Genomic DNA, 25,913 nt, shown 5'->3' with positions numbered 1-25,913 from the left:
GCGCCGGCCTTCTGCCGCATGGTAACGGTCCCGCATGACGACGCGCACCGCCACCCTGATCGGCTCCGGGGCGATCCTGCTCTGGTCGCTGCTGGCCCTGTTCACCGCCGCCTCGGGCGCGGTGCCGCCGTTCCAGCTCGCCGCCATGACCTTCCTGATCGGCGGCCTCCTCGGCTGCGCGAGCTGGCTGCTGCGGCCCGCCGGGATCGCGGCGCTGCGGCAGCGGCCGGCGGTCTGGGCGCTCGGGCTCGGCGGCCTGTTCGGCTATCACGCCCTCTACTTCGCGGCGCTGCGCCTCGCGCCGCCGGCGGAGGCCGGGCTGATCAGCTATCTCTGGCCGCTCCTGATCGTGCTGTTCTCGGCGCTCCTGCCGGGCGAGGGGGGCCTGCGCCCGGCGCACGTGGTCGGCGCGCTCCTCGGCCTCGCGGGCGTCGTAACGCTGTTCCTCGGCCGCGGGTCGCTCCACTTCGATCCCGCCGCGCTGCCGGGCTACCTCGCGGCGCTCGCCTGCGCCTTCCTGTGGTCGGGCTACTCGGTGCTGTCGCGCCGGGTCGGCGAGGTGCCGACCGACGCGGTGGCGGGCTTCTGCCTCGCCACCGCGCTGCTCAGCCTCGTCTGCCACCTCGCCTTCGAGACGACGGTCTGGCCGGCGGGGGCGAGCCAGTGGGCGGCGGTGGCGGCGCTCGGGCTCGGGCCGGTCGGGGCCGCCTTCTACCTCTGGGACATCGGCGTGAAGCGCGGCGACATCCGCCTCCTCGGCGTCGGCTCCTACGCGGCGCCGGTGCTCTCGACGCTGATCCTGGTCGCCGCCGGCTACGCGCCGGCCACGCTCTCCCTGGCGCTCGCCTGCGCGCTCATCGTGGCGGGGGCGCTGGTCGCCACGCGGGCGGGCGCGCGGCGGGAGCGGGTGGCGTAGGGGCTCTGGATTCCGGCCTAGCTGAGATGATCCTCCGCACACACCCGGGAGGCGGCTGGACGGAACTGGAAAACACACCACCCCTCATGCTGAGGTGCTGCGGCGATCGAAGATCGCCGCTGCCTCGAAGCACCCCGGACCGCCAATCCAAGAGAATGGTGCCTCGGACGGACTGTTCCGGGGTGCTTCGAGGCTCCCTGCGGTCGCACCTCAGCATGAGGAGGTGGGTTTATTGCCGGCTCTGGGATCTTATTCTGTGTTTTGGCTCCGTCTATTCTCCTGATGACCAGGAATGTTTCGGAGTTGTGTGCACACGATCGTCCGCAAGACGGGAAGAGTTCACACGGCCGACTCCGCGCCGTGTCACCCCCGCGGCAGCGGCCGCCAGCCCGGCGGGGCCATCTCGAACCCCTCGAAGCGGAAGCCCGGCGCCACGGTGCAGCTCACCAGGGTCCAGGCGCCGAGGCTCGTCGCGGTCTGCCAATGGCCGGCCGGGACGACGAGCTGCGGGCGCTGGCGGCGCGCGAGGTCCGGGCCGAGATGCTGCGCCTGGGCGTCGTGGCCGTTCGGGCTCGTCGTCAGCACCAGCGGCGCCCCGGCGTGCCAGAACCACAGCTCGGCCGCGTCGACCCGGTGCCATTCCGAGGTCTCGCCGACATCGAGCAGGTAGTAGATCGCCGTCGAGGCGGCCCGGCCCTCGACCTCGCGCGGGTCCCGGAAGGTTTCCCGGTAGTGGCCGCCCTCGGGATGCGGCTTGAGGTCGAGGAGGCGGATCACCGCGGCGGCGGTGAGGCTGGGATCGGTCACGGCACGGGATCCTTCACGGGAGCGCGGACGGCGTCGCCCTCGGGCACGAGCCAGCCGCGATAATGCACCACCAGCCCCGCGAGCGGCAGGCGCACCGGCACGTCGAAGCGGAAGCGGCCCTCCGGGTCGACGGATTCGCCGGCCTCGGAGCGCGGCGCCAGGGCGCGGGGCAGCGGCAGCGGGCCGAGCCGCCAGCCCTCCACCACCAGCCGCAGCCCCGCCCCGTCGGCGGCGAGGCGAAGGCGGAACGTGAGCGGGCCGAACCGCTCCTCCACCGCGCCGGGATCGGCGTCGCTGAGCCGGCTGTGGAATGTCTTGCCGGCAAAAAAACGTGTCCAGATCTCGCCGTCCCGGGTGGGCGCGATGGTCACACGGACCGGGACGTCCTCGCCCGCCGGCGGGAAGCCGGCCAGCGCGGCGGCGAGGCGGGCCAGCGGGTGGCCTCCGCGCGTCACGCGGGCGCGACCCGCCAGCACGGCGGCGCCGGCATGGACCTCCCGGACCGCTGCGGGCAGGGCCGCGAAGGCGGCGCCCAGCGCGCGGGCGAAGAGCGGCGGGGCCGCCTCGCGGCCGAGGGTCGTGCGGATGCGGTAGCGGGCCATCTCCGCCTCGATCGCCGCGAGGTCCACCGCGCCGAGGCACGCCCGGGCGCCGGGCGCGAGGGGCGGCCCGTCGAGCCAGCGCCGCGCCACCGCCAGGGCCGGCAGGGTCGGCACGACCGGACCGTCCCCGCCCTCGGCGATCAGCGTCCAGGTGGCGCGGGCGGGTCGTCCCTCGCCGTCGCGCCCCTCCACCCGCACCAGCATGGCCCCCCGGTCGCTGCCGAGCCCCTGGGCGAGGCGGGCCGCCCACAGAAAGAGCCCGGCGAAGGGGCGCAGCGACGCCAGCAGCCCGGCCCGCACCGGCAGGCTGGCGAGGGTGAGCCCGAGATGCAGCACCGGCAGTTCGAGCCCGGCCCGGAACACGGCCTCGCGCGCCTCGGGAAAGCGGGCGGGCAGGAGGTCGAGGTCGGGCGTCTCGCACAGGGAGGCGAGGCGGCGGCCGAGCCCCGGGATCGCCACGCGGGCGGTGAGCCCCCAGCCGGGCCGCTCCTGCCAGCCGCCTTCCCGCCAGACCCGCACCGGCCGGCCCGCGTAGGACAGGATGCTCTCCATCACGGCGCGCCCCCGCGGTGCCCGGTTGCCGGGGCTGAGCAGCACCTCGACCGCGTCGACGCGCGCCCAGCCCGCCGTGAGAACGTCGAGCACCGCGTGCGACAGGGCGGGCGTGCTGCTCGCCCCGGTGAGGGCCGCCACGCCGGCGGCGCGCGCCTCCGCGTCGAGCCGTGAGAACCCCGCGACGAAGCTCCGGGCGTCGGCGAGGTCGGCATAGGGCAGCCCGGCGCCGATCGCCGCGCGCGCCAGCGCGTAGGTGCCGTCGTCCTGGAACGGGCCGGCCGCGTCGATCACGCCCGCGAGCGCGAGGCCCCGCAGGGTCTCGGCCGTGACCGCCCGGGCGTCGAGCCGCAGCGCCTCGACCCGGCTCCCCGGATGGTCGCGGGCGATGGCCGCGGCGGCGGCCTGCGCCCGGGCGAGGTCGCGGCCGGCGATCACCACCGTGGCGGCGGTGGTGGCGGCGAGTCCCGCGGCGAGGCGCCGCCCGAAGGCGCCCGCGCCGCCGACCACGAGGAGCCGGGGCGCCGTCACGGGGCCTCGGTGAGGATCCGGGCCGCGAGGGTCGGCGGCGGCAGCGTGCAGGCCGCGTGGCGGCCGAACAGCCGGTAGCGGTTGCGGGCGACGCGGTCGTAGGCCCAGTCCCGCAGGGGCCGCGGCAGGCGCGCCAGCCCCCGGACCCAGCCCCAGCCCGGCAGGTCCCCGAGCACCGCCGCCACGGTGTCGGACTTGAAGTGGACGCGGCCGTCGCGCAGCACCGCGTTCGTCTCGGGCGCCTCCGGATCGATCCCGAACCGCGCCGCGAGGTCGCGCCCGAACCGCGACTGCACCGGCACGAAGCGCCAGCGCCCGCCCGGATCGCGCGCGACGACGAAGCGGACCCAGCCCGAGCAGAGCACGCAGACTCCGTCGTAGAGGATCAGCCCGGCGGGCAGGCCGGCGGCGGGGCGCGGGCGCCAGTCGGGCATCAGAAGCGGTTCTTCCACGCCCGCAGGGCCGTGAAGACCGCGGCCGGATCCGAACCCGGCGCCATCTGGACGCCGCGGGCGAGGGCCGGCTCGGCGGCGCGCAGGAAGGGGTTCGTGGCCTTCTCCTCGCCGAGGGTGGTCGGGATCAAGAAGCGCCCGTCGCGCTTCGCCCGCTCGGCCAGGTCCGCCCGCGCCCGGAGGTTCTGGTTCTCCGGGTCGGCGGCGAGCGCGAAGCGGGCGTTCGACAGCACGTAGTCGTGGCCCGAATAGACCTGCGTCTCGTCCGGCAGGGCGAGGAAGCGGCTGAGCGAGCGCCACAGGACCTCGGGCGGCCCCTCCAGCACCCGGCCGCAGCCGAGGGTGAACAGGGTGTCGCCCGCGAAGGCGATGCGCTCGCGCTCGAACCAGTAGGTGACGTGGTCGGCGCAGTGGCCGGGCGTCTCCCAGACCGCGGCGACGAGCGAGCCGACCGTGACCACGTCGCCCTCGCGCACGGTGGCGTCGACCTCCGGCACGGCATCGCCGGCCTTGGCGGGGGCGGTGACCCGGGCGCCGGTGCGGGCCTTCACCGCGGGGATGCCCTCGACGTGGTCGTGGTGGCGATGGGTGACCAGGATGTCGGTGAGGGTCCAGCCGGTCTCGTCGAGGGCCCGCAACACCGCCCCGGCCTCGGGCACGTCGATCGCCGCGCAGGCCCCGGTGCCGGGATCGCGGATCAGCACGCCGATATTGTCGCTCCGGCACAGGAAGGTGCGGATCTCGGGCATGGGCGTCTCCGTCGCGTCGTCGCGGATCCGAAGATAGGGCGGCGCGCGGTGGCGGGGATTCCGGCCGGGAGGATCCGCGACGGGGTCGCGGGTGATTCCCGTCCCGTCACGCTCGCGGCTTCCCATGTCGGGGCGTGAGCATACCCTCTCCCCGCATGCGCACGGCTGTCCGGGGACAATGTCAGGCACGTCTCCCCTCTCCCGAGTGGGCTAGCGGATGCGCAGAACGCGAAAAATATAAACAAGCCAGATGCTTATGTTGACACACGAAGGTTGCCGGGTGCGGCGCGGGGAACCCCTCTCCCGTGCGGGAGAGGGGCAGGGGTGAGGGTCCAGGTGGTTCAGCAAGTATTCTGAAGTGTCTCGCTGCCAACTCGACCGTCTACGCTTGATGACGGCACGGTCCGGGACCCTCACCCCTACCCCTCTCCCGCACGGGAGAGGGGATCCCGCGGGTCCCCTCGGTTCCGTTCAAGCGACTGCGCAAGAAGATCTTTTTCATGTCGATAGGCGAGGTGTGAACACGCTAGCCCGAGTGGGAGAGGGGTCGGGGGATCGGAGATCCCGCGTGAGGGTGGCTCGGTCTTAACAAGTATTCAGAACCGTCGAGCTGCCAGCGGCATGGTCCTGCCTTCTTGCTGAAGCGTCCGTCCCTCACCCCTACCCCTCTCCCACTCGGGAGAGGGGATCCCGCGCGAGCTGGAATGGCGTCGTGTGTTGTTAACGTAGAACTCTTCGGGAGCCAAAGCGCCCGAATAGAAGCCTCCGCGTTTCCCCGGACACCCGTGCCGCATGTGGAGAGAGGAGGCCCCCGCGCTTCACCCGGCGAAGTGGATGGGTTCGCTCCTTACGGGAAACGGCAGGCCCGTCAGCCTGCCGGAGCCTGCTCCCGGCCGAGGCGGAAGGCCGCGGCGCGGCGGTGGCCTTCCATCCCCTCCGTGGCGCTCTGGCGCGCGGCCGGCGGCGCGACCGCCGCGACGCCGCGCTCGTCGAGCACCTGGTACGTGCAGACCTTGACGTAGGAGCCGACCCACAGGCCGCCGGTGTAGCGCCCGGCCGCCATCGTCGGGAGCGTGTGGTTGGTCCCGCAGCACTTGTCGGAATAGACGACGCTCGACAGGGGGCCGATGAACAGCGAACCGTAATTGCGCAGCTTCGCCGACAGGGCTTCCGGCTCGGCGGTATGCACCTGAAGGTGCTCGGCGGCGATGAAATCCGAGTAGGCAATCATCGCCGCCTCGTCGGCGCAGACCACGACCTCGCCGTAGTCGCGCCAGGCGACGCCGGCCACGTCCGCCGTGGGCAGGGTCCGCAGCTGCGCCTCCACGTGCCGCATGGTCTCCTCGGCCAGCCGGGCGTCGGTGGTGATCAGCCCGACGCGGGTCCGCACGTCGTGCTCGGCCTGGGCGAGGAGGTCGACGGCGATCATCTCGGGATCACCGGTCGCATCGGCGACCACGAAGATCTCGCTCGGCCCGGCGAGCTGGTCGATCCCCACCGGGCCGAACACCTGCCGCTTCGCCTCGTTGACGAAGGCATTGCCGGGGCCGACGATCTTGTCGACCGCCGGGACCGACTCCGTGCCGAAGGCCATCGCCGCGATGGCCTGGGCGCCGCCGATCCGGAAGATGCGGTCGGCGCCCGACAGGTGGCAGCCGGCGATCATGGCGGGGTGGGCGGTCGGCGGCAGGCAGGCGACGACCTCGTCGCACCCGGCCACCTTCGCCGGAACGATCGTCATCACGGGCGCCGACAGGATCGGGTAGCGGCCGCCGGGCACGTAGGCGCCGATCGTCCGGATCGGGATGACGCGGTGGCCGAGCCGCAGCCCCGGCAGCGCCTCGATCTCCAGGGGCCGGATCGTGTCGAGCTGCGCCTGCGCGAAGGCGCGCACCCGGGCGATGGCGAATTCGGTGTCGGCGCGGGTCTGCCGGTCCAACCCGTCGACCGCGCTCGCGCGCTCGGCCGCCGTGACCTCGAAACGGTCGAGGTCCGATTGGTCGTACCGCCGGGACGAGTCCCGCACCGCCGCGTCGCCGCGGTCCCGGACATCCGCCAGGATGGCCTTGACGGTGGCCTCGATGGAGGCGGTGTCCGCGACGGCGTCGCGCCTCGGTGCCTTGATGTGGCGGACCCTGCCGGCGAAGTCTCTCGCGGATGCCATGAGGCGCACTCTCCCGACGTCTCGACTGCGATGGCCGACAGCATTCTCCCTGGCGCCCCGCCGAACAACCGCGCGGCTGGACAGCGTTCATTATTCTTGCCAGTCTCATCGGGCGAACGCTGACGGTCCGGCCGCCCGGCGCGCGATCAGCGGAGGGGGCGGGTGGGGCGACAGGATGGCGAAGGTCGGGGAGAAGCTCCGGGAGCTGCGGCGGAGGCGCGACCTCAGCGGGCGGGAGCTCGCCGCCCGGTCCGGCATCTCGCACTCGGCCATCTCCCTGATCGAGCGCGATCGCATGAGCCCGTCGGTGGACACGCTGAGCGCGATCCTCGACGCGCTCGGCAGCACGCTGACCGCCTTCTTCTCGGACCTGCAGGCCGACGCGCCCTCCACGCCCTTCTACCGCGCCAGGGATCTGGTCGAGATCGGCCGGGCGGACGCGATCTCCTACCGGATGATCGGCATGAACCATCCCAACCGGCAGATCCTGATGCTGCACGAGACCTACGCGGTCGGCGCGGATACCGGAGCGGCCTTCGCCCATGCGGCGCAGGAGACCGGGATGGTCATGAAGGGCGCCGTCGAACTCACCGTGGACACGCACCGGCAGGTGCTCCGGCCCGGGGACGCCTATTATTTCGACAGCCGCTCTCCGCACCGCTTCCGGAACGTCGCCGACGAGACGAGCGAGATCCTGAGCGCCGTGACGCCGCCGACCTACTGAGACGGCCTCCGCCCGAGCGAGGAATGCCGCCGGTCCGGCCCGAAACGGCTGGTCAGAATAATCGCCACAACGCGACCGCCCGCTTCGCCGGCCGGAGAAATATGCTGTCATCGCGCCGCTCGGGCACGATCAGGGCGGGCACGATCAGGGGAAGAAACGATGCGTGAATTCTGGAAGTCCGTCTCCCGCGGCACGGCGCTCGCCGGCCTCGCTGTGGCGATGGCGGGCCCGGCCCTCGCCCGCGACCTCACGGTCGTCTCATGGGGCGGCACCTACCAGGACGCCCAGCGCAAGATCTACTTCGCGCCCTTCGCCCAGGGCAGCGGCAAGCCGGTCCTGGACGAGAGCTGGGATGGCGGCATCGGGGTCCTCCAGGCCAAGATCAAGGCCGGCAGCCCCAACTGGGACGTGGTCCAGGTGGAGGCGGAGGAGCTGGCGCTCGGCTGCGCCGACGGGCTCTACGAGAAGCTCGACTGGAGCAAGCTCGGCGGCAAGGACGCCTTCATCCCCTCGGCGGTGAACGAATGCGGCGTCGGCGCCATCGTCTGGAGCACCGCCCTCAGCTACGACGCCGACCGGCTGAAGACGGCGCCCGCCTCCTGGGCGGATTTCTGGGACACCAAGACGTTCCCCGGCAAGCGCGGCCTGCGCCGCGGCCCGAAATACGCCCTCGAATTCGCGCTGATGGCGGACGGCGTGAAGCCGGAGGAGGTCTACGCGGTTCTCGGCACGCCCAAGGGCGTCGACCGCGCCTTCAAGAAGCTCGACGACCTCAAGCCCAACATCGTCTGGTGGGAGTCGGGCGCGCAGCCGCTCTCGCTGCTCTCGTCGGGCGAGGTCGTGATGACGGCCGCCTATAACGGCCGGATCAGCGGCCTCAACCGCTCAGAGAAGAAGAACTTCAAGGTGGTCTGGCCGGGCAGCATCTACGCCGTCGACAGCTGGGTGATCCTCAAGGGCGCCGAGAACAAGCAGGCCGGCGCGGATTTCATCGCCTTCGCGAGCAAGCCCGAGAACCAGGCGAAGCTGCCCGAATACATCGCCTACGGCCTGCCCAACAAGGCCGCGGGCGCGCTCGTGCCGGCCGCCTACGCCAAGGAACTGCCGACGGATCCGGCGAACACCGCCGGGGCGATCCCGATCAACGTCGATTTCTGGGTCGACAACACCGAGGAGTTGACGAAGCGGTTCAACGCCTGGCTTGCGCAGTAGGGCCCGTCCCGACGAAGCGGAGACCAGTCCGGCGCGGATCGGCAGGGGCGACCCCTCTCTCCACGGGCGGGGAGAGAGGGGATGCGCTGACGATGACGCGTCGCGTCGGAAATCCCGGCAGGATGTCGGACCTCACGGGGCGGGCTGGATGAGCGAACCCTTCATTCGCCTCGACCGGGTGTCGAAGGCGTTCGGCGCCGTCACGGTGGTGGACGACCTCGACCTCGCGATCGACCGGGGCGAGTTCGTCAGCCTGCTCGGGCCCTCCGGCTCCGGCAAGACGACGATCCTGATGATGCTCGCGGGCTTCGAGAGCCCCACGCGCGGGACGGTGTCCCTCGACGGGAAGCGGATCGACCGCCTTCCGCCCCACAGGCGCAACATGGGCGTCGTCTTCCAGAGCTACGCGCTCTTCCCGCATCGCACGGTCGCCGAGAACGTCGCCTTCCCGCTGCGCATGCGCGGGATGGCGCGGGCGGCGATCGCCGAGCGCGTGGCGCGCGCCCTCGACATGGTGCAGCTCGGCGCCTTCGCGGCCCGGCGGCCCGCCCAGTTGTCGGGCGGCCAGCAGCAGCGCGTGGCGCTCGCCCGCGCCCTCGTCTTCGAGCCCTCCGTGGTCCTGATGGACGAGCCGCTCGGCGCTCTCGACAAGCAGCTGCGCGAGCAGATGCAGCTCGACATCCGCGACATCCACCGGCGGCTGGGCCTGACCATCGTCTTCGTCACGCACGACCAGAGCGAGGCGCTGACGATGTCGGACCGCATCGCCGTGTTCAACAAGGGCCGGATCGAGCAGATCGCCGGGCCGCGGGAGATCTACGACCATCCGCGGACGCGCTTCGTCGCCGAATTCATCGGGGAGACGAACCTCGTCGAGGGGGTGGTGGACAGGGCCGGCGTGGGCACCGCGACGATCCGCGTCGCCGGAGAGGGCACGATCGAGGCCGCGACGGTCCGGGCGCTGGCCCCGGGCCAGCCGGTCACCGTCTCGGTGCGGCCCGAGCGGCTGCGGCTCAGCCCCTCCCCCGACGCGCCGCACGCCCTGCCGGCCGAGATCGCCGACAGCGTGTACCACGGCGACCACATCCGGGTCCGGATCGCGGCGCCGACCGGGGACCTGATCGCGCGGGTGCCGCGCGGCGCGGTGGAGTGGACCCCCGGCACCCGGGCCTTCGCCAGCGTCGCGCCCGGCGAGGGCTGGGTGCTGCCGCAATGACGGGACGCGGCTTCCGGCAGCGGCTCGCCGCCCTGGCGCTTGTGCTTCCGCTGCTGCTCTTCCTGGCGCTCTTCTTCGCCTGGCCGCTGCTCACGATGGGCGCCGAGGCGATCCCGCAATCCGTGGTGGCGCGGGGCCTGCCGCGGACGGCCGAGGCGGTCGCGGCCTGGGACAGGACCGCGCCGCCCACCGCCGCGATGCGCGCGGCGCTCGTCGCGGACCTGCGCGCGGCGCGCGACGATCAGGGGCTGTCGGGCGTCGTCCAGGCCCTGAACAGCGCCAAGAGCGGCTACCGCACGCTGATCGCCCGGACGGTCTCCGCCCTGCGGGAGACCGACGGGTCCGCCGACCTCGCCGCGATCGACGCCCGCTGGACCGACCCCGCCTTCTGGCGGCCCATCGCGGCGGCGGCCGGCAGCGCGAGGGCCGACGCCAACCTCCTGGCCGCCATCGACCTGCAGCGCGACGAGGCCGGCACCATCCGGTCGATGCCGGAGGGCAGTTCGGCGAACCGGCAGATCCTGCTGCGCACCTTCGCGATCGCCGGCCTCGTGACCGGGGCCTGCCTGCTGATCGGGCTCCCCTACGCCCTGCTGATGGCGAGCACCGCGGGCTGGCGCCGTCAGGTCCTGCTGGCCGCCGTCCTGCTGCCGCTCTGGACCTCGCTCCTCGTGCGCACCGCTGCCTGGTTCATCCTGCTTCAGGACAACGGCCCGGTGAACGGGCTCCTGCGCGCCGTCGGCGTCGGGGCGCTCCCGCTGATCTTCAACCGGACCGGGGTCCTGATCGCGATGACCCACGTCCTCCTGCCCTTCATGGTCCTGCCGATCTACAGCGTCCTCCTCGGCATCCCGCGCAACCTGATGCAGGCCGCGGGATCGATGGGGGCCCACCCGGTCCGCGCCTTCGTCGAGGTGCTGCTGCCGCTCTGCGCGCGGGGCATCGTGGCGGGTGCGCTCCTCGTCTTCATGGCGGCGATCGGCTACTACATCACGCCGGCCCTGATCGGGGGGCCGCAGGATCAGATGATCTCGTCCGTCATCGCCTTCTACGCCCTGCAGACTGCGAACTGGGGGATGGCGAGCGCGCTGGGCCTCGTGCTCCTCTCCATCACGATCGTTCTCTACGCGGTGTATCACCACCTGTCGGCCGACACGCCGGAGAGGGCCTGACGATGCTGCGGCCCGCGCGCGTCCTGTTCGGCGGTCTCGCGGTCGCCTTCCTGCTGGCCCCGCTGGTGGCGATCCTGCCGCTCGGCTTCACGTCGAGCCTGTTCCTCGAGTACCCGATCCCGGCGCTGTCCCTGCGCTGGATGACGGAACTGTTCACGGCGGAGATCTGGCGCCGGTCGATCGTCAACAGCCTGCTCATCGGCGGCGGGACGACGGTGCTCGCGACCGGGCTCGGAACGCTCGCCGCGCTCGGGATGCGCGACCGGCTGCTGCCGCTCACGGGCGTCGTGCGGATCTTCTGCCTCCTGCCGATGGTCATCCCGGCGGTGGTCCTGGGCGTGGGCATGCAGGTGCTGTTCGTGCGCCTGGGCCTCGCCAACACCTCTCTCGGGGTGATCGTCGCGCACACGGTCGTCGCGGTGCCCTTCGTGGTCGTCAACGTCTCGGCCGCGCTGGCGGGGGTCGACCGGCGCGTCGAGCGCGCGGCGGCGAGCCTCGGCGCCGCGCCCGCGACCGTCCTGCGCACGGTCACGCTGCCGCTGACGCTGCCCGGCATCCTGTCGGGCGCCGTCTTCGCCTTCGCGACCTCGCTCGACGAGGTGGTCCTCACGCTGTTCGTCGCCGGCCCCAACCAGCGGACCCTCGCCCGCCAGATGTTCTCGACGATCCGCGAGAACATCAGCCCCGCCATCGCGGCCGCCGCGTTCCTGTTCGTCGCCGGCACGGTGCTCACCGCCGCGGTCGCGCTGGCGGTGCAGCGGCGCCTGGCCGCGCGGGGGTGAGGCGGACGCGCCGCCGGCCCCGCGGCGCTCGCGCGGGGGGTGGCGCGGCGGGGGACGGCGCGCGGGAATTGCGGGGAGGCGCGGGGCGCCGGCCAGGGCCACGCCTTGCCGCCGGGGCCGACAGCGCCCATTGATGACCCGAAGATGCGCGGCCGGGACCGGTCCCTTCGCCGCGCGAGCCCGAGTGTCCCGCGTTCCATGAGCGTCGACGTCACCGATCTCCGCGCCTTCTACAGCGGGCCTCTCGGCGCCGTGACGCAGCGCCTCGTCGGCCGCACGGTGCACCGCTTCCTCGGCTCGGTGTCGGGCCTGCGGGTGCTCGGGCTCGGCTACGCGGTGCCGTATCTCGGGCCGGTGCGGCACGCCGCCGAGCGCACCCTCGCCCTGATGCCCGCGACGCAGGGCGTGGTGAACTGGCCGAGCAGCGGGCGCTCGGCCTCCGCCCTCGTCGATCCGACCATGATGCCGCTGCCCGAGGCGGCGGTGGACCGGGTGATCCTGGTCCACGCGATCGAGGCGGTGGAGAGCCCCGGCGAACTCCTCCAGGAGGTCTGGCGGGTGCTCACCCCGGGCGGCCGCCTCGTCCTCGTGGTGCCCAACCGCCGCGGCCTGTGGGCGCGGCGGGACGCCACGCCCTTCGGCCACGGCCAGCCCTACAGCCGCTCGCAGCTCAACCGCCTGATGCGCGAGGCCCTGTTCTCGGCCGAGGGCTGGGCGGAGACGCTCTACGTGCCCCCGGTCGAGGGCTGGATCACGCTGCGCACCGCGAGCGCCTGGGAGCGCGTCGGCACCGGCCTGTCGCTGCCCTTCGCGGGGCTGCACGTGGTGGACGCCATCAAGCAGCTGCACCGGCCGGTCACCGTCCATGCCCGCCGGGCGGCGCGGCTGCGGGCGCCCGTCCTGGTGCCGGTCCCGGCCCCGGCGCCCGCCCCGGTGCCGGGCGGGGTATGACGGTCCGATGCTGCGGCCCGGCCTCGACGCGGCCCTCCAGAGCTTCCTGCTCGCGCTGCCGTCCCTGTTCTCGATCGTGAACCCGCTCGGGGCGGCGCTGATCTTCGCCGAGGTGACGGGCGGCCGCAGCCACGCGGAGCGCGCCCTCCTGGCGCGGCGGATCGGCGGCTACGCGGCGGCCGTGATGCTGATCTCGCTCTGGGCCGGGGCGGCGCTCCTGAGCTTCTTCGGCATTACGCTGGCGGCCCTGCGCATCGCGGGCGGGCTCGTGGTGGCGGCCCAGGCCTGGCGGCTCCTCTCGGTGCCCGAGGAGCGCGAGGCCCGCAAGACCGCCCAGGCGGAGCCGGCCAAGCCCCGCGACGGCGCCGGCCGCGACCCGGACCGGGATCCCGGGGACCTGCCGCGGGCGGGGCTGGAGGAGATCGCCTTCTTCCCCCTGACGCTGCCCTTCACCACCGGCCCGGGCACGATCTCGGTCGCCATCGCGCTCGGCGCGAGCCGGCCCGAGGGCGGCGCGGACCGCTACGGGTTCCTGGTCGGGGCGAGCCTCGCCGCCCTGGCGATCGCGCTCTCGGTGCGCGTCGCCTACGCCTCCGCCGACCGGGTCGTGGCGCGGATCGGCCATGCCCGGGCGCGGGTGCTCGGGCGGCTCTCCGCCTTCCTGCTCCTGTGCGTCGGCACCCAGATCACGCTCACCGGCGTCACCGACGTCCTCGGCCCGCTGCTGGCCGCCCGCGGCCGCTGAGCGGGTTGGCAGGGGGCGCGGCGGCCTGTAGAGCCTCGCCGTCGGGTTGGACCTTCGGGGGAGCGCAGGCGATGCGGCTCGTGGTGGTGGGCGCGTCCGGGCGGATGGGCCGGATGCTGATCCAGGCCGTCGCCGGCACCGAGGGCTGCACGCTCGCGGGGGCGATCGAGCGCGAGGGCGCGGAGGCGCTCGGCGCCGATGCCGGCACGCTGGCGGGCCTCTCCCCGCTCGGCGTGGCGGTCACGGACGACCCGCTCCGGGCCTTCGCGGAGGCCGACGGGGTGCTCGACTTCACGGCGCCCGCCGCGACGGCCTTCTACGCCGAACTCGCCGCGCAGGCGCGCCTCGTCCACGTGGTCGGCACCACCGGCCTCTCGGCGGAGGATCTCGCGGCGCTGGAGGCGGCCTCGCACCACGCGCGCATCGTGCGCTCGGGCAACATGTCGCTCGGCGTCAACCTGCTGGCCGGGCTGGTGCGCAAGGTGGCGGCGACGCTCGGCGAGGAGTTCGACATCGAGATCCTGGAGATGCATCACCGCCACAAGGTCGACGCGCCCTCCGGCACCGCGCTCCTCCTCGGCGAGGCGGCGGCGGCGGGCCGGGCGGTGGCCCTCGCCGACCGGAAGGTGGCCGTGCGCGACGGGCATACCGGCGCCCGCGTGCCCGGCACGATCGGCTTTGCCACCCTGCGCGGAGGCAGCGTGGTCGGCGAGCACAGCGTGATCTTCGCCGGGGCCGGCGAGCGGATCGAACTCACGCACCGGGCCGAGGATCGCGGCCTCTTCGCCCGCGGCGCGGTCAGGGCCGCCCTCTGGGCGATGCCGCAGAAGCCCGGCCTCTACGACATGAACGACGTCCTCGGCATCTAGAGGCTGTTATGGACGTCTGACGGCCTAGGCCTCTCACGGAGCGATACGGAAGATCATGGAGCGCCTCCTCGTCCTCGCGCGGCACGGCCAGAGCGAGTGGAACCTGAAGAACCTCTTCACCGGCTGGCGCGACCCGGACCTCACCGAGGTCGGCGTCGCCGAGGCGCGGGCGGCGGGACGGCGGCTCAAGGCCAGGGGCATCCGGTTCGACGTCTGCTTCACCTCGGCCCTGACCCGGGCCCAGCGCACCGCCGCCCTGATCCTGGAGGAACTCGGCCAGTCCGACCTCCCGACCATCGCGGACGCGGCCCTCAACGAGCGCGATTACGGCGACCTCGCGGGCCTCAACAAGGACGACGCCCGGGCGCGCTGGGGCAAGGAGCAGGTCCATGTCTGGCGCCGCTCCTACGACGTCCCCCCGCCCGGCGGGGAGAGCCTGAAGGACACGGTGGCGCGGGTGCTGCCCTACACGATGCGCGAGATCCTGCCGCGGGTGATGCGCGGCGAGCGCGTCCTCGTCGCCGCGCACGGCAATTCCCTGCGGGCGCTGGTGATGGTGCTGGACGGGCTCACCACCGAGACCATCCCGGGCGTGGAGCTGCATACCGGCGTGCCGCTCGTCTACCGGCTCAAGGCCGACACCACCGTCGAGAGCAAGGAGGTGCTCGCCGCGGATGCGTGAGACGGGTCAGGCCGCGTCGCGCCCCACCATGTCCGAGAGGCGGGCGCGGCCGCGGCTGACGCGGCTCTTCACCGTGCCGGGCTCGCAGCCGAGGATCCGGGCCGCCTGGTCGTAGGAGAGGTCCTCGATCCCGATCAGGAGCAGCGCCTCGCGCTGCTCGGCCGGCATCCGCCCGAGCGCCCGGGCGACGTCGTCGAGGTCGAGCCGCCAGTCCTGCCCGGCCGGGACCGCGGCGCGGGCGGCGAGCCGCGCGTCCGGGTCCTCCACCTCCAGCCGATGGCGGCGGCGGGCATTGGCGGCGGTGTTGCGCAGGATGACGCGCAGCCACGCCATCAGCTGCGTCCCCAGCGTGAAGCGATCGCGGTGCTCCCAGGCGCGCAGGAGCGTGTCCTGGACGAGATCCTCGGCGCGCCCGGGATCGCGCACCACGTAGGCGGCGTGGCGGCGCAGGCGCGGGATCGCCGCGAGGAGGGCCCGGCGGAACGCCTCGTCCTCCGCCGCGCGAATCGCGGCCGGGGGACAGGCGGGCGCCGGAAGGGAGGACGGGAACGCGCAGGTGGTGCCCATGGCGGTGACCGGTTCATCTCCGGGAAGAAGGACGGATCGGCCCTGCGGGAGCGGTGCACCCTAGGCCGTTGCCGCCACATGGTGTCGGTGGTGCATAGGACATTGATCAGTCCCTACCAGTATCGTCTCACGCACGATCACATCCACGCGATGTAAGTCTTCGCCACGTGCAGGATATCGCACGCTTGCATGAGTCTTGGCCGCGCCGATTGCGTGTAAGGCTTTCGTTTCGCCGGCTTGGTGCGGACGGACCAGTGTGGGTAAGTCCGAACGGCGCCGATGCCCGCTGGCATCTCTCAACAGGCTTAGGATTGACCTATCGGGAGTGCATCCCGTCTCATTAATGCATTGTTGTTAGGCCGGCACCACACGTAAGTCCTGCGCTCCAGCAAGCGTGAAACCTGAGTCGAACGCGGGATTCCTTGCGAACTTAAAGGTATTTTTGCGATACACACCCTATCCAGCCGGTCAGATAGCGTCGGCAAATCTCGTCTGGGTTGTGGATAGAGTAAATGAAATCTAAGGTTGCCACCGAGACCGAGCGCCTCGCCCTCCTGCGCGACCTGAAGATCGTCGGGAGCGCACCGGAACCGCATTTCGACGCCGTGTGCCGCACGGCGGCGGCCTTGTTCGGCGTGCCCGTCGCCCTGGTCTCGCTGGTCGAGGCCGACCGGCTGTGGTTCAAGGCTCGCTGCGGCCTGCCGGCGGAGGAGACGCCCCGCGCCCTGTCGTTCTGCGCCCACACGATCCAGTCGGACGAGCTCTTCGTCGTGGAGGATGCGGCGGCGGATGCGCGCTTCGCGGACAGCCCCCTGGTGACCGGGACGCCGCCGATGCGCTTCTACGCGGGGGCGCCGCTCGTCCTGCGGCCGGGCCTGCGCCTGGGCACCCTGTGCGTGATCGACGCGCAGCCGCGGGCCTTCACGGCGCAGGATCGCGCCCGCCTCGCGGACCTCGCCGCGATGGTGACGGCGCATCTGCGGTTGCACCACGCCGAGCAGACCCTGCGCACGAGCGAGGCGCAGTTCCGGCTCCTGGCCGAGTGCGCGACGGACATGATCGTGCTCGCCGACGCGGATGCCACGCGCCGCTACGTGTCGCCGGCCGCGCGCGCCCTGCTCGGCTACGCGCCGGAGGAACTCGTCGGCACGCGGGCGGTCGAGGACGTCCATCCGGAGGACGCGGAGGCGTACCGGCTGCTCATGGGGCGGATGATGCGCGGCGAGCTGGAGCGCGGGGTGAGGCAGCAGCGCCTCCGGCGCAAGGACGGGCGCTACGTCTGGGTCGAGGCCACCTTCGGGGTGACGCGGGACACGGCGGGCGCCCCGACCGGCACCGTCGCCGCCCTGCGGGACATCTCCGAGCGCAAGGAGGCGGAGAGCCGGATCGCGCATCTCGCGCTCCACGACCCGCTCACCGGCCTCCCGAACCGGCTGCATTTCCGCGACCGTCTCCTGCAGGAACTGGCGCTGGTTCAGCGCTACGGCGGCGCCTTCGCCTTACTCTGCCTCGACCTCGACCGGTTCAAGGAGGTCAACGACCGCCTCGGCCACGCGGCCGGGGACGCGCTCCTCTGCGCCGTGGCCGAGCGGATCCGCCGCACGGTGCGCACCGAGGACACCGCCGCCCGGATCGGCGGCGACGAGTTCGTGGTCCTCCAGACCCGGACGGCGCAAGTGGAGAACGCGCGGGCGCTGGCCCAGCGCCTGATCGCGACGCTGCAGGCGCCCTTCGACCTCGGGGAGCACGGGCCCGCGTCGGTCGGCGCGAGCATCGGGATCGCCCTCGCGCCACGCGACGGTGACGATGCCGGGGCCCTCTACCGCCTCGCGGACCAGGCCCTCTACGCCGCCAAGGCCGCCGGCCGCGGCCGGCTGCGCTTCGTGCCGTCCGCCGGGGAGCGGCCCGAGTCCTGAGGCGCGATCCGGTCGATCGCCCGGGTTGAACCGGCTCGCGGGGCAGTCCGATGGCGTGACCCTGCCCATCACCTCCCCCTTTTCCGGGCGCATGCAGCGTCAGCGGAATGCGACCCGGAAACCAGCGCAAGACTCCGCGAAGCGTCCGCTCATCAGCAACGGCGATGGGCGCTACAGTCGTCCGGAAAAGGGGCGTCCGGCATCGAGGGGATGCCTCTTGGATCCATCCGCCAGGATCGGCTTTGCCGGCGAAGACCCATGACGTTCCGCCCGGCGATGCCATCGCGCGGAAACCGTTTCACGCCTCCAGCGCCGCCTTCACCCGCTCCGGCCGCAGCGGCAGGTCGCGCAGGCGCAGGCCCGAGACCTGCCGCAGGGCGTTGCCGATCGCCGCCGCGGTCGGGCCCTGGGCCGCCTCGCCGGTCCCGAGGAAGGGCTCGCCGGGCCGGTCCATCACCCGGACGTCGATCCGCTCGGGCATCTGCGGGAAGCGGGCGATCGGGTAGGTGCTCCAGTCGCGGCTGCGGATCCCCTCCGGGTCGAAGCGCACCTCCTCGAACAGGGTCCAGCTCATCGCCTGGATGATGCCCCCCTCGATCTGGTCGCGGATGCCGTGCGGGTTCACCGCCTGGCCCGCATCGACGGCGGCCTGGGCGCGCAGGAGCCGCAGCGCCCCCGAGTCGCGGTCGAGCGCCACCTCGACCGCGATGGCCGCGTAGGCGCCGAGATTCTTGTAGCGCGCGAAGGCGAGGCCCGCCCCGCGCTCCGCGTCGAGCACCCGCCCCCAGCCGAAATCCCGCGCCGCCGCCTCCACCACCGCGCGGGCGCGGGGATCGTCCAGGTGGTCGAGGCGGAACGCGACGGGGTCGCGCCCGGCCAGCGCCGCGAGGTCGTCCATCGCGCTCTCGATCGAGAACACGTTCATGTAGGCGCCGAGGCTGCGCAGGGCCGAGACCCGCAGGCGCATCGCCGGCACGAAGTCGTGGGCGATGCGGGCCTGGGGCAGGCGGTAGAGCGGGATGGCGTTGCGGTCGCCGCCGCCCTCGGGCTGCGGGATCGGCTTCGGCGGGGGCGGCGCGAAGGGCTTGGCGAGCAGGCGCGCCGACAGGAGCTGGCCGGCGCCGGGCGGCCGGGTCAGGTGGGTCGGGCTGCGCACCACGTAGTCCCAGCCGGCGATGCGCCCGTCCTCCCCCAGCGACGCCGCGACCTCGGTGATCATCGCGGTGCCGTAGGGTTCCCAGAGATGCTCCTGCTCGCGGGTGTACTGCACCCGCACCGGGCGGCCGGGAAGCGCCCGGGCGAGGAGCGCCGCGTCGCCGGCCGCGTCGTCGGCGCCGTTGTGGCCGTAGCAGCCCGAGCCCTCCGCATGGATGCAGCGCACCGCCTCCTCGGGCAGCCCCAGCATCTCGGCGATGGCCGTGCGCAGCGGGAACATCCCCTGCGCGTGGCTCCAGACCGTCAGGCGCCCCTCCGCGAAGAGGGCGAGGGCGCAGGAGGGGCCGATCGAGGCGTGCATCTGGTAGGGGCGGCGGAACCGCGCCCGGTAGGACCGGCCCGGCGGCGGCGCCTCCGGCCCGGCCGAATGGATCACGGTGCGCTGCGCCGGCAGGGCGGCGAGATCCGCGAAGAGATCCGCCGGCAGGGTCTCGCCGCCCTCCCACACGGCCGCCCGGGCGAGCGCGCGCTGGGCCGTCACGGCCGCGTATTCCTGCTCGGCCAGCACGGCGACGAAGCCGCCGTCGCGATGGACCGCCAGCACGCCCGGACGGCGCGCCACCGCCTCCGCGTCGAGGCGCACGAGCCGCGCCCCCGGCCGCGGCGGGCGCAGGATCCGGGCGTGGACGAGCCCCTCCGGGCGCAGATCGTGCAGGTAGGCCGGGCCGCCCGCCACCTTGGCCGGGATGTCGACCCGCGGCAGCGCCCGGCCGACCACCCGGTAGCGGTCCGGCGGGGTGAGGGCGGCCTCCCGCGAGACCGGCCCGTTCAGGGCGGCTCCCGCCGCCAAATCGGCCACCGGAAGGCGCCGCCCGTCCGGCGCGATCGCCGCGCCCTGGTCGAGGCGCAGCGTCCCGGGATCGAGGCCGAGGCGGGTCCCGGCCTCCGCCAGGAGGAGGGCGCGGGCGGTGGCGGCCGCCTGCCGGAGCGCGGTGGCGGAATCCTGCATCGAGTGGCTGCCCGCCGTGTAGCCCTCGTCGGGGGTGCGGGCGGTGTCGGCGGTGACGAGGGTGAGGGCGTCCGGGTCGAGCCCGAGCTCCTCGGCGGCGACCTGGAGGAGCGCCGTCCTGATCCCCTGGCCGAGTTCCGCCTTGCCGGTGAGGACCGTGACGCGCCCGTCGCTGCCGACCTGGACCCAGGCCTCCACCCCGGGCGCGGCCTGAAGGCTCTTGAGGCTGCCGGCCCGCACCTCCGCCGCCGGGGCGGCGCGCGGCAGGGCGCACCCGACCACCAGGGCGGCCCCGCCGCCCAGCAGCGCCCGGCGGGAGACGGTGCAGCCGGTCACGGCGTCTCCTCCCCGGAAAGCCCGGCGGCCTGCCGGCGCGCCGCGCGCAGGATCGCCGCGACGATCCGGTTGTGGGTGCCGCAGCGGCAGAGGTTGAGGCGCAGGGCCTCGCGCACCGCGGCGGCGTCGGGATTGGGGTTCTCCAGGAGCAGCGCGTGGGCGCGCATGACCATGCCGGCGATGCAGTAGCCGCATTGGGCGGCGTTCTCGGCGATGAAGGCGGCCTGCAGGGGGCCGGGCGCCTCGGGGGTGCCGAGCCCCTCGACGGTGGTGACGGCGCGCCCCTCCAGCACGCCCAGCGGCGTGACGCAGGACAGGACCGCCCGCCCGTCGACCACCACCGTGCAGGCGCCGCACTGGCCGAGCCCGCAGCCGAACTTGGCGCCGTTGAGCCCGCAGGCGTCGCGCAGGACGTAGAGGAGCGGCGTCTCCGGGTCGGCCTCGATGCGGCGGGTCTCGCCGTTGAGCGCGAGCGTGGTCACGGGCGCGTCTCCCTCGACGTGTCGGCGATGCGCCGGGCGGGCGGGGCGGGCCAGAGCCGGGCCGCGGTCCCGGCGAGGTCCGGCCAGGGCGGGGCGGCGGAGAAGCGCGCCCGCAGGTAGGCGGCGAGGTCCGCCGCCTGCGCGGCCGTGAGCGTCGCGCCGTAGGCGGGCATGATCGGCCCGACCGCACCGGGACGCGGCGCGACCCCGTCGCGCACCACCTGCAGGAGGTTGCGCGGGTCGGGCGCCGCCAGGGCGGTGCGGTGGCCCAGATGCGGCGTCGTGTACGGCACGCCGCCGAAGGCGCCGCCGCCGCTCTCGTGGCAGACCGCGCAGGCCCCCGCGTAGATCCGCGCGCCGCGGGCCAGGGCGGGATCGTCGGCAACGGCCCGGTCGACCGGGCCGGGCGCCCGCTGCCCGGCGAAGAGGCCGGCGGTGTAGCGGGCGAGCGCGCGGAGGTCGGCGTCGTCGGCCGCCGCGTGCGCGGCGACGACCGGTTGCATCGGGCCGGCCGCCCCGCCGTGAAGCGGGTCCCCATCGCGCAGGTAGCGGGCGAGGCTCGCCTCGTCCCAGGCGAGAGGGGCCGGCGAGGCGGGGGCGAGCGGCGGCGCCCACCAGCCCTCGGCCTCGCCGCCCGCATAGGCGCGGGAGGCGACCTCGGCCCCGAGCGCGTTGCGGGGCGAGTGGCAGGCGCCGCAATGGCTCAGCGCCTCGGCCAGGTAGGCGCCCCGGTTCCAGGTTTCGTCGCGGGCCGGATCCGGGGCGAAGCGGCGTGCGCGCAGGAAGAGCAGGTTCCAGCCGGCCACGAGGGGCCGCAGGTTGAACGGGAAGGCGAGGTCGTTGGGCGTCGCGGGGGCGCTCACCGGCGCGCGGCTCGCGAAGAAGGCGTAGAGCGCCGCCACGTCCTCGTCGGAGAGGCCGGTATAGTGGGTGTAGGGGAAGGCCGGATAGAGCTGGCGGCCCTCCCGGTCGACGCCCTCCCGCATCGCCCGCGCGAAGGCCGCCAGCGACCAGCGGCCGATGCCGGTGCCCGGGTCGGGCGTGATGTTGGTGGCGTGGATCGTGCCGAAGGGCGTGGCGAGGGGCCGCCCGCCCGCGTAGGGGCGCCCGCCCTCGGCGGTGTGGCAGGAGGCGCAGTAGCCGAGCCCGGCCAGCCGCTCGCCCCGGCGCACCAGGGCCGGATCGGGGACGGGTTGGGCCTCGACGGGATCGATCGCCGGGTGCCAGGCCAGCGCCGCGAGGCCCGCCCCCGCGAGCAGGAGAGCGGCCAGGGCCAGGGTCGCGAGGGGGCGCAGGCGCAAGCGGAGGGCTCCGGGGCGGGGCGGCCGCGACCGCAACCCTGGGCGTCAAGTGCTCGCCGGCCGCCGCGGTTCCCGGGTCAGGCCGCCCGCGCGGCGAAGAGCCCGGCGATCTCGCTGCCCGGACGCGGCCGGCTGAACAGGTAGCCCTGCACCTCGTCGCAGCCCTCCTGGCGCAGGATGGCGAGCTGCTCCGGGGTCTCGACGCCCTCCGCCAGCACGCTCATCCCCAGGGCCCGGCCGAGCCCGATCACGGCCCGCACGATCGCGACGCTGCCCGCCTCGGCGGCGAGGCTGCGCACGAAGGACTGGTCGATCTTGATCTTGTCGAACGGGAAGCTGCGCAGGTAGCTCAGCGACGAGTAGCCGGTGCCGAAATCGTCCATGGCGATCCGCGCGCCGAGCGCCCGCAGCGCGTGCAGCACCGCGAGCGTGGCCTCGTTGTCCTGCAGCAGCACGGATTCGGTGATCTCCAGCTCCAGCCGGCCGCGGTCGAGGCCGGAGGCGAGCAGGGCGGCGCGGACATCCTCCACGAGGGTGCCGCCGCTGAACTGCACCGGCGAGAGGTTCACCGCGACCTTGACCGGCGCCGGCCAGGACGCGGCGTCCGCGCAGGCCCGGGCCAGCACCCAGGCGCCGAGGGGCCGGATCAGGCCGATCTCCTCCGCGATCGGGATGAACTCGGCCGGGCTGACGAGGCCCTGGTCCGGATGGCGCCAGCGCAGGAGAGCCTCGAACCCGCGCAGGGCGGACCCCTTCGCCTCGACGAGGGGCTGGTAGTGGAGTTCGAACTGGCCCTCGTCGAGGGCGCGGCGCAGGTCGGCGGCGAGGCGGTGCCGGCGCTGGATCTCCGCGTCCATGGCCGGATCGAAGAACCGCCAGGTGCCGCGGCCGGCGGCCTTGGCCTGGTAGAGGGCGACGTCCGCGCTGCGCAGGAGCGCGTCGGGATGGGGCGCGGCATGCCCCGTCGTGGCGATGCCGAGACTCGTGCCGATCGCCACCTGCTGGCCCTGGAGGGTGAAGGGCCGCCGCAGCGCCTCGACGATCCGCGCCGCCAGGGCGGCGGCCCCGGCGGGCTGGGCGGCGCCGGCCTGCACGATCGCGAACTCGTCGCCGCCGAGCCGCGCCACGCGGTCGCCGGCCCCCACGACCTCCGCGAGGCGGCCCGCGACGCGGCGCAGGATCGCGTCGCCGGCCGGGTGGCCCAGCGTGTCGTTGACGATCTTGAACCCGTCGAGGTCGAGGCAGAGGACCGCGCCGACCTCGCCGGCCCCGTGCCGGGCCAGCGCCTCCTCCATCCACTCGCGCAGGGGGATGCGGTTCGGCAGGCCGGTGAGGGAATCGTGGCGGGCCATGTGGGCGATGCGCGCCTCGCTGCGATGGCGCTCCGTGACATCCTCGTGGGTGCAGACGAAGCCCCCGCCGGGGATCGCCGCGCAGACGACGCCCAGCGCCCGCCCGTCCGCGAGGTCGCAGGTGAAGGCGGCCGGCGCGTCCGGTCCCCCCGGCCGGGGCAGCAGGCGCCGGGCGGTCTCCGACCCGTCCCGGGCGAGGTGGGCGAGGAGGTCGGCGAGCGGCGTGCCCGGCTGACGAAGCGCGGGCGGCACGCCGTGCATGGCGGCGAAGCGGGCATTCGTCAGGACGAGCCGGTCGTCCCGGTCGAACAGGCACAGGCCCTGGGTCATGCTGTCGAGGGCGGTGCCGAAGCGGGCGTAATGCGTGCGCAGATCCCGCTCGCCGCGCTCGCGCTCCTCGGCCGCCGCCCGCGCCGCCTCGGCCCGGGCCAGCCGCTCCTGTCCCCGGAACTGTCGGGCGCCGAGCAGGACGAGCCCGAGGATCCCGAGATCGAGGAGGAGCGCGGCGGCGGCCAGCACCGCCGCCTGCCGCCGGAACGGGGCGAGGGCGGCGCCGGTGGTGCGGCTGATGCTGAACAGGACCGGGACGTTGGCGAGACCGCGGGCCGCGATCAGCCGGTCCTGGCCGTCGATCGGGCTGACGTTGCGCAGCACCCCGCTCGCCGCGCCCAGGGCCGCGATGAGCGGCGCGCCCGCGCCGCCGAAGCTGCGGCCGATCGTGCCCTCGCGGTGGGGATGGCGCACCAGCAGCGTGCCGTCCGTGCGGAACATCGACATCACGTAGTCGGGGGCCGGGGCGATCTCTCCGTAGAGGCGCTCGAAGTAGCGCAGCTCCACCGCCCCGAGGACGAGGCCGAGGAAGCGGCCGTCCGGCGCCGAGACCTTCCGGGCGATGTAGATCGTCCAGGCGCCGTCGCCGCGGTTCTGCACCGGCCGGCTCACGAAGCGCTGCAGGGCCGGGTCGGCGGCGAGCGCCGTGAAGTAGTCGCGGTCCGCGATGGTGACGTCCGGGATCGGCCAGTAGCGGGAGAAGTTGCGCAGGCGGCCGGTCGCGTCGATCACCGTGATGGCGTTGACCTGCGGCAGCGCCGCGATCCGCGCCCGGAGCAGGTCGTGCATGGCGCGGGTCGAGACTTGCGCGACGTAGGCCTCCTCCGTGACGGCCGGGCCGGAGCGCACGTCGTCGATCACGCCCTGCTGCACGATCTCGATCGCCTGGAGCGCCCGGTCGGCCTGCTCGGCGAGCACGATCGACAGGCGGGTCAGGTCCTGCTCGGCATCCGCGATCGCCCGGTCGTGCAGGTCCTTGACCAGGAGGCCGGCGGCCCCGGCGATCAGCAGGGCGAGCAGCGCGCCGGCCGCCGCCAGGAGCGCGGCCGGGCGCGGGCGCAGGGCGGTCGCCATCGCCCCCGCCCCGCGCGTGATCCGGGCGCCCGCTCCTCGCTCCATCCTGCCCTCCCGCCCGCCGCGTGACGTCGCGACATCCCCCGCCGATGCGCCCCGGATCCGCGGTGACGGACCGAAGCGACGAAGTGTCTTTGGATATGCTGACCGATCAGCATTGATCTAAGGATGGAGGATAGCGATTGAATGCTGATCGGAGATTAAATGGATCGCAGAATGACGAGATAACTTTGACACGTTGCGACTTTCGGCGCGGCTCCGGGTCCGACCGGGACGACGGGCGGGATCCGCCTTAAGATGAGGTCGGGATCCGGAGAGCGGCGGCCCGCACCCGGACCGGAGGAGATGCCATGCCCACCTCGACCAGTCCGGCCCCGGCGATCCGCCACGCCACGGTCACCCTCCCGTCCCTGCGCCAGCACGTGGCGCGGGCGGGCGAGGGACCGCCCCTGGTGCTCCTGCACGGCTGGCCGGAATTCTGGGCGTCCTGGGAGCCCCTGATGGGGCGCCTCGCCGGGCGGTTCGACCTGATCGCCCCGGATCTGCGCGGGTTCGGGGAGACCGGCCGCGACCCGGCGGCCCCGCCCGACCCGCACGTGGACGCCGAGGCCCACGCGGCCGACCTCCTGGCGCTCCTCGACGCCCTCGGCCTCGCGCGGGTCGGGCTCGTGGGGCACGACGTGGGGGCCTACGTGATGCAGGCCTTCGCGCGGCGGCATCCGGAGCGGCTGGCGGGCCTGTTCTTCTTCAACTGCCCGACGCCGGGCATCGGGCCGCGCTGGGCCGAGGCCTCCCACCTGAAGGAGACGTGGTACCAGTACTTCAACCAGCAGCCCTTCGCGGCCGGGCTGGTCGGCGCCTCGCGGGAGAGTTGCGCGACCTATATCGGGCACTTCCTGCGCCATTGGAGCGCCCATCCGGCCGCCTTCGCGCCGATGATGGACCGTTTCATCGACAACTTCATGCGGCCGGGCAACCTGCAGGGCGGGTTCGACTGGTACCTGTCGGCGGCTCCCTCGCGCCAGCAGGTGATCGCCGGCGAGGCCCCGGCCCTGCCGCCGATCCCCGTGCCGACCCGGGTGCTTTGGGGCGCCCGCGACCCGATCATCCGGGTCGCGTGGATGGATTGCCTCGACCGGACCTTCTCCGATCTCCAGGCGGACCGCGTCGAGGAGGCGGGGCACTTCGTCCACGTGGAGGCGCCCGACCGCGCGGCGGAGGAAATCGCCCGGTTCTTCGCGGGGCGGATGGCGGCGGGGTAGCGG

General features: G+C 73.8%; 22 protein-coding genes. 12 read left to right on the top strand and 10 right to left on the bottom strand.

All coding sequences use genetic code 11. The annotated features are described in order from the left end of the window. Positions 1 to 34: 34 nt before the first annotated feature. Positions 35 to 916, top strand: a complete 882-nt coding sequence (yddG, locus tag ACW9J6_RS28190) for an aromatic amino acid exporter YddG (protein WP_457119661.1) — start codon at positions 35 to 37, stop codon at positions 914 to 916. A 363-nt stretch (positions 917 to 1,279) separates the two neighbouring features. Here yddG and ACW9J6_RS28185 read toward each other — a convergent pair whose 3' ends face one another. From ACW9J6_RS28185 to hisD, 5 genes are all read right to left on the bottom strand, one after another. After that, complete coding sequence (locus ACW9J6_RS28185; protein WP_457119660.1) at positions 1,280 to 1,723, bottom strand: cupin domain-containing protein; 444 nt, start codon at positions 1,721 to 1,723, stop codon at positions 1,280 to 1,282. Next, positions 1,720 to 3,408, bottom strand: a complete 1,689-nt coding sequence (locus ACW9J6_RS28180) for a DUF4166 domain-containing protein (RefSeq protein ID WP_457119659.1) — start codon at positions 3,406 to 3,408, stop codon at positions 1,720 to 1,722. The genes ACW9J6_RS28185 and ACW9J6_RS28180 overlap by 4 nt, the downstream gene beginning before the upstream one ends. Beyond that, positions 3,405 to 3,842, bottom strand: a complete 438-nt coding sequence (locus ACW9J6_RS28175; RefSeq protein WP_457119658.1) for a thiol-disulfide oxidoreductase DCC family protein — start codon at positions 3,840 to 3,842, stop codon at positions 3,405 to 3,407. The genes ACW9J6_RS28180 and ACW9J6_RS28175 overlap by 4 nt, the downstream gene beginning before the upstream one ends. Further along, positions 3,842 to 4,609 (bottom strand): hydroxyacylglutathione hydrolase, encoded by a 768-nt coding sequence (gene gloB, locus ACW9J6_RS28170; protein WP_457119657.1) that lies wholly within the window; start codon positions 4,607 to 4,609, stop codon positions 3,842 to 3,844. The genes ACW9J6_RS28175 and gloB overlap by 1 nt, the downstream gene beginning before the upstream one ends. A gap of 868 nt (positions 4,610 to 5,477) precedes the next feature. Continuing rightward, complete coding sequence (gene hisD, locus ACW9J6_RS28165; RefSeq protein ID WP_457119656.1) at positions 5,478 to 6,773, bottom strand: histidinol dehydrogenase; 1,296 nt, start codon at positions 6,771 to 6,773, stop codon at positions 5,478 to 5,480. A 175-nt stretch (positions 6,774 to 6,948) separates the two neighbouring features. Between hisD and ACW9J6_RS28160 the strand changes: the two genes are divergently transcribed. The 9 genes from ACW9J6_RS28160 to ACW9J6_RS28120 all read left to right on the top strand — a co-directional run bounded on the left by ACW9J6_RS28160 (position 6,949) and on the right by ACW9J6_RS28120 (position 15,126). Next, the gene (locus tag ACW9J6_RS28160) at positions 6,949 to 7,497 is read left to right on the top strand and encodes a cupin domain-containing protein (protein WP_457119655.1); all 549 of its coding nucleotides are present in this window, start codon (positions 6,949 to 6,951) and stop codon (positions 7,495 to 7,497) included. A 219-nt stretch (positions 7,498 to 7,716) separates the two neighbouring features. Further along, entirely contained in the window at positions 7,717 to 8,709 is a 993-nt protein-coding gene (locus tag ACW9J6_RS28155; RefSeq protein ID WP_457119695.1) for an ABC transporter substrate-binding protein, read from the top strand. A 148-nt stretch (positions 8,710 to 8,857) separates the two neighbouring features. Further along, a complete protein-coding gene (locus tag ACW9J6_RS28150; protein ID WP_457119654.1) occupies positions 8,858 to 9,925 on the top strand; it encodes an ABC transporter ATP-binding protein in 1,068 nt (355 codons plus the stop codon). Beyond that, positions 9,922 to 11,097: an ABC transporter permease gene (locus ACW9J6_RS28145; protein ID WP_457119653.1), complete on the top strand. Its 1,176-nt coding sequence runs from the start codon at positions 9,922 to 9,924 to the stop codon at positions 11,095 to 11,097. The genes ACW9J6_RS28150 and ACW9J6_RS28145 overlap by 4 nt, the downstream gene beginning before the upstream one ends. 2 nt (positions 11,098 to 11,099) lie before the next feature. Then, positions 11,100 to 11,879: an ABC transporter permease gene (locus ACW9J6_RS28140; RefSeq protein ID WP_457119652.1), complete on the top strand. Its 780-nt coding sequence runs from the start codon at positions 11,100 to 11,102 to the stop codon at positions 11,877 to 11,879. Between the two features lie 198 nt (positions 11,880 to 12,077). Further along, entirely contained in the window at positions 12,078 to 12,830 is a 753-nt protein-coding gene (locus tag ACW9J6_RS28135) for a class I SAM-dependent methyltransferase (RefSeq protein WP_457119651.1), read from the top strand. A gap of 7 nt (positions 12,831 to 12,837) precedes the next feature. After that, positions 12,838 to 13,575 carry a MarC family protein gene (locus ACW9J6_RS28130; protein WP_457119650.1) on the top strand — a complete coding sequence of 246 codons (738 nt, stop codon included), beginning with the start codon at positions 12,838 to 12,840 and terminating at the stop codon, positions 13,573 to 13,575. A 71-nt stretch (positions 13,576 to 13,646) separates the two neighbouring features. Then, positions 13,647 to 14,444 carry a 4-hydroxy-tetrahydrodipicolinate reductase gene (dapB, locus tag ACW9J6_RS28125; protein ID WP_457119649.1) on the top strand — a complete coding sequence of 266 codons (798 nt, stop codon included), beginning with the start codon at positions 13,647 to 13,649 and terminating at the stop codon, positions 14,442 to 14,444. Between the two features lie 55 nt (positions 14,445 to 14,499). Next, the gene (locus ACW9J6_RS28120; RefSeq protein ID WP_457119648.1) at positions 14,500 to 15,126 is read left to right on the top strand and encodes a 2,3-bisphosphoglycerate-dependent phosphoglycerate mutase; all 627 of its coding nucleotides are present in this window, start codon (positions 14,500 to 14,502) and stop codon (positions 15,124 to 15,126) included. 6 nt (positions 15,127 to 15,132) lie between these two features. On the opposite strand, the gene ACW9J6_RS28115 is transcribed toward ACW9J6_RS28120, so the two are convergent. Beyond that, the gene (locus ACW9J6_RS28115) at positions 15,133 to 15,693 is read right to left on the bottom strand and encodes a sigma-70 family RNA polymerase sigma factor (RefSeq protein ID WP_457119647.1); all 561 of its coding nucleotides are present in this window, start codon (positions 15,691 to 15,693) and stop codon (positions 15,133 to 15,135) included. 512 nt (positions 15,694 to 16,205) lie between these two features. Here ACW9J6_RS28115 and ACW9J6_RS28110 point away from each other — a divergent pair. Next, on the top strand, positions 16,206 to 17,609 hold the full coding sequence (locus ACW9J6_RS28110; protein ID WP_457119646.1) for a diguanylate cyclase domain-containing protein: 1,404 nt from the start codon (positions 16,206 to 16,208) through the stop codon (positions 17,607 to 17,609). Between the two features lie 298 nt (positions 17,610 to 17,907). On the opposite strand, the gene ACW9J6_RS28105 is transcribed toward ACW9J6_RS28110, so the two are convergent. The 4 genes from ACW9J6_RS28105 to ACW9J6_RS28090 form a co-directional block, all read right to left on the bottom strand. Continuing rightward, the gene (locus ACW9J6_RS28105; RefSeq protein ID WP_457119645.1) at positions 17,908 to 20,109 is read right to left on the bottom strand and encodes a molybdopterin cofactor-binding domain-containing protein; all 2,202 of its coding nucleotides are present in this window, start codon (positions 20,107 to 20,109) and stop codon (positions 17,908 to 17,910) included. Continuing rightward, positions 20,106 to 20,591 carry a (2Fe-2S)-binding protein gene (locus tag ACW9J6_RS28100; RefSeq protein WP_457119644.1) on the bottom strand — a complete coding sequence of 162 codons (486 nt, stop codon included), beginning with the start codon at positions 20,589 to 20,591 and terminating at the stop codon, positions 20,106 to 20,108. The genes ACW9J6_RS28105 and ACW9J6_RS28100 overlap by 4 nt, the downstream gene beginning before the upstream one ends. After that, positions 20,588 to 21,892: a cytochrome c gene (locus ACW9J6_RS28095; protein ID WP_457119643.1), complete on the bottom strand. Its 1,305-nt coding sequence runs from the start codon at positions 21,890 to 21,892 to the stop codon at positions 20,588 to 20,590. Before ACW9J6_RS28095 ends, ACW9J6_RS28100 begins: the two co-directional genes overlap by 4 nt. Before the next feature lie 77 nt (positions 21,893 to 21,969). Beyond that, positions 21,970 to 24,693, bottom strand: a complete 2,724-nt coding sequence (locus ACW9J6_RS28090; protein ID WP_457119642.1) for a bifunctional diguanylate cyclase/phosphodiesterase — start codon at positions 24,691 to 24,693, stop codon at positions 21,970 to 21,972. Between the two features lie 305 nt (positions 24,694 to 24,998). Between ACW9J6_RS28090 and ACW9J6_RS28085 the strand changes: the two genes are divergently transcribed. Next, positions 24,999 to 25,910, top strand: a complete 912-nt coding sequence (locus tag ACW9J6_RS28085; RefSeq protein ID WP_457119641.1) for an alpha/beta fold hydrolase — start codon at positions 24,999 to 25,001, stop codon at positions 25,908 to 25,910. Positions 25,911 to 25,913: the final 3 nt, after the last annotated feature.

The organism is Methylobacterium sp. JK268, from assembly GCF_054052225.1.
Note: the sequence above shows the minus strand (reverse complement) of the source record. Positions and strands in the feature narration are given on the sequence as shown.

What these genes read in the sequence shown, in the direction of transcription:
- yddG (WP_457119661.1), top strand. Translation starts at nt 35, where the DNA reads ATGACGACGCGCACCGCCACCCTGATCGGCTCCGGGGCGATCCTGCTC.
- ACW9J6_RS28175 (WP_457119658.1), bottom strand. Translation starts at nt 3,842, where the DNA reads ATGCCCGACTGGCGCCCGCGCCCCGCCGCCGGCCTGCCCGCCGGGCTG.
- gloB (WP_457119657.1), bottom strand. Translation starts at nt 4,609, where the DNA reads ATGCCCGAGATCCGCACCTTCCTGTGCCGGAGCGACAATATCGGCGTG.
- hisD (WP_457119656.1), bottom strand. Translation starts at nt 6,773, where the DNA reads ATGGCATCCGCGAGAGACTTCGCCGGCAGGGTCCGCCACATCAAGGCA.
- ACW9J6_RS28160 (WP_457119655.1), top strand. Translation starts at nt 6,949, where the DNA reads ATGGCGAAGGTCGGGGAGAAGCTCCGGGAGCTGCGGCGGAGGCGCGAC.
- ACW9J6_RS28155 (WP_457119695.1), top strand. Translation starts at nt 7,717, where the DNA reads ATGGCGGGCCCGGCCCTCGCCCGCGACCTCACGGTCGTCTCATGGGGC.
- ACW9J6_RS28150 (WP_457119654.1), top strand. Translation starts at nt 8,858, where the DNA reads ATGAGCGAACCCTTCATTCGCCTCGACCGGGTGTCGAAGGCGTTCGGC.
- ACW9J6_RS28145 (WP_457119653.1), top strand. Translation starts at nt 9,922, where the DNA reads ATGACGGGACGCGGCTTCCGGCAGCGGCTCGCCGCCCTGGCGCTTGTG.
- ACW9J6_RS28140 (WP_457119652.1), top strand. Translation starts at nt 11,100, where the DNA reads ATGCTGCGGCCCGCGCGCGTCCTGTTCGGCGGTCTCGCGGTCGCCTTC.
- ACW9J6_RS28135 (WP_457119651.1), top strand. Translation starts at nt 12,078, where the DNA reads ATGAGCGTCGACGTCACCGATCTCCGCGCCTTCTACAGCGGGCCTCTC.
- ACW9J6_RS28130 (WP_457119650.1), top strand. Translation starts at nt 12,838, where the DNA reads ATGCTGCGGCCCGGCCTCGACGCGGCCCTCCAGAGCTTCCTGCTCGCG.
- dapB (WP_457119649.1), top strand. Translation starts at nt 13,647, where the DNA reads ATGCGGCTCGTGGTGGTGGGCGCGTCCGGGCGGATGGGCCGGATGCTG.
- ACW9J6_RS28120 (WP_457119648.1), top strand. Translation starts at nt 14,500, where the DNA reads ATGGAGCGCCTCCTCGTCCTCGCGCGGCACGGCCAGAGCGAGTGGAAC.
- ACW9J6_RS28115 (WP_457119647.1), bottom strand. Translation starts at nt 15,693, where the DNA reads ATGGGCACCACCTGCGCGTTCCCGTCCTCCCTTCCGGCGCCCGCCTGT.
- ACW9J6_RS28110 (WP_457119646.1), top strand. Translation starts at nt 16,206, where the DNA reads ATGAAATCTAAGGTTGCCACCGAGACCGAGCGCCTCGCCCTCCTGCGC.
- ACW9J6_RS28090 (WP_457119642.1), bottom strand. Translation starts at nt 24,693, where the DNA reads ATGGAGCGAGGAGCGGGCGCCCGGATCACGCGCGGGGCGGGGGCGATG.
- ACW9J6_RS28085 (WP_457119641.1), top strand. Translation starts at nt 24,999, where the DNA reads ATGCCCACCTCGACCAGTCCGGCCCCGGCGATCCGCCACGCCACGGTC.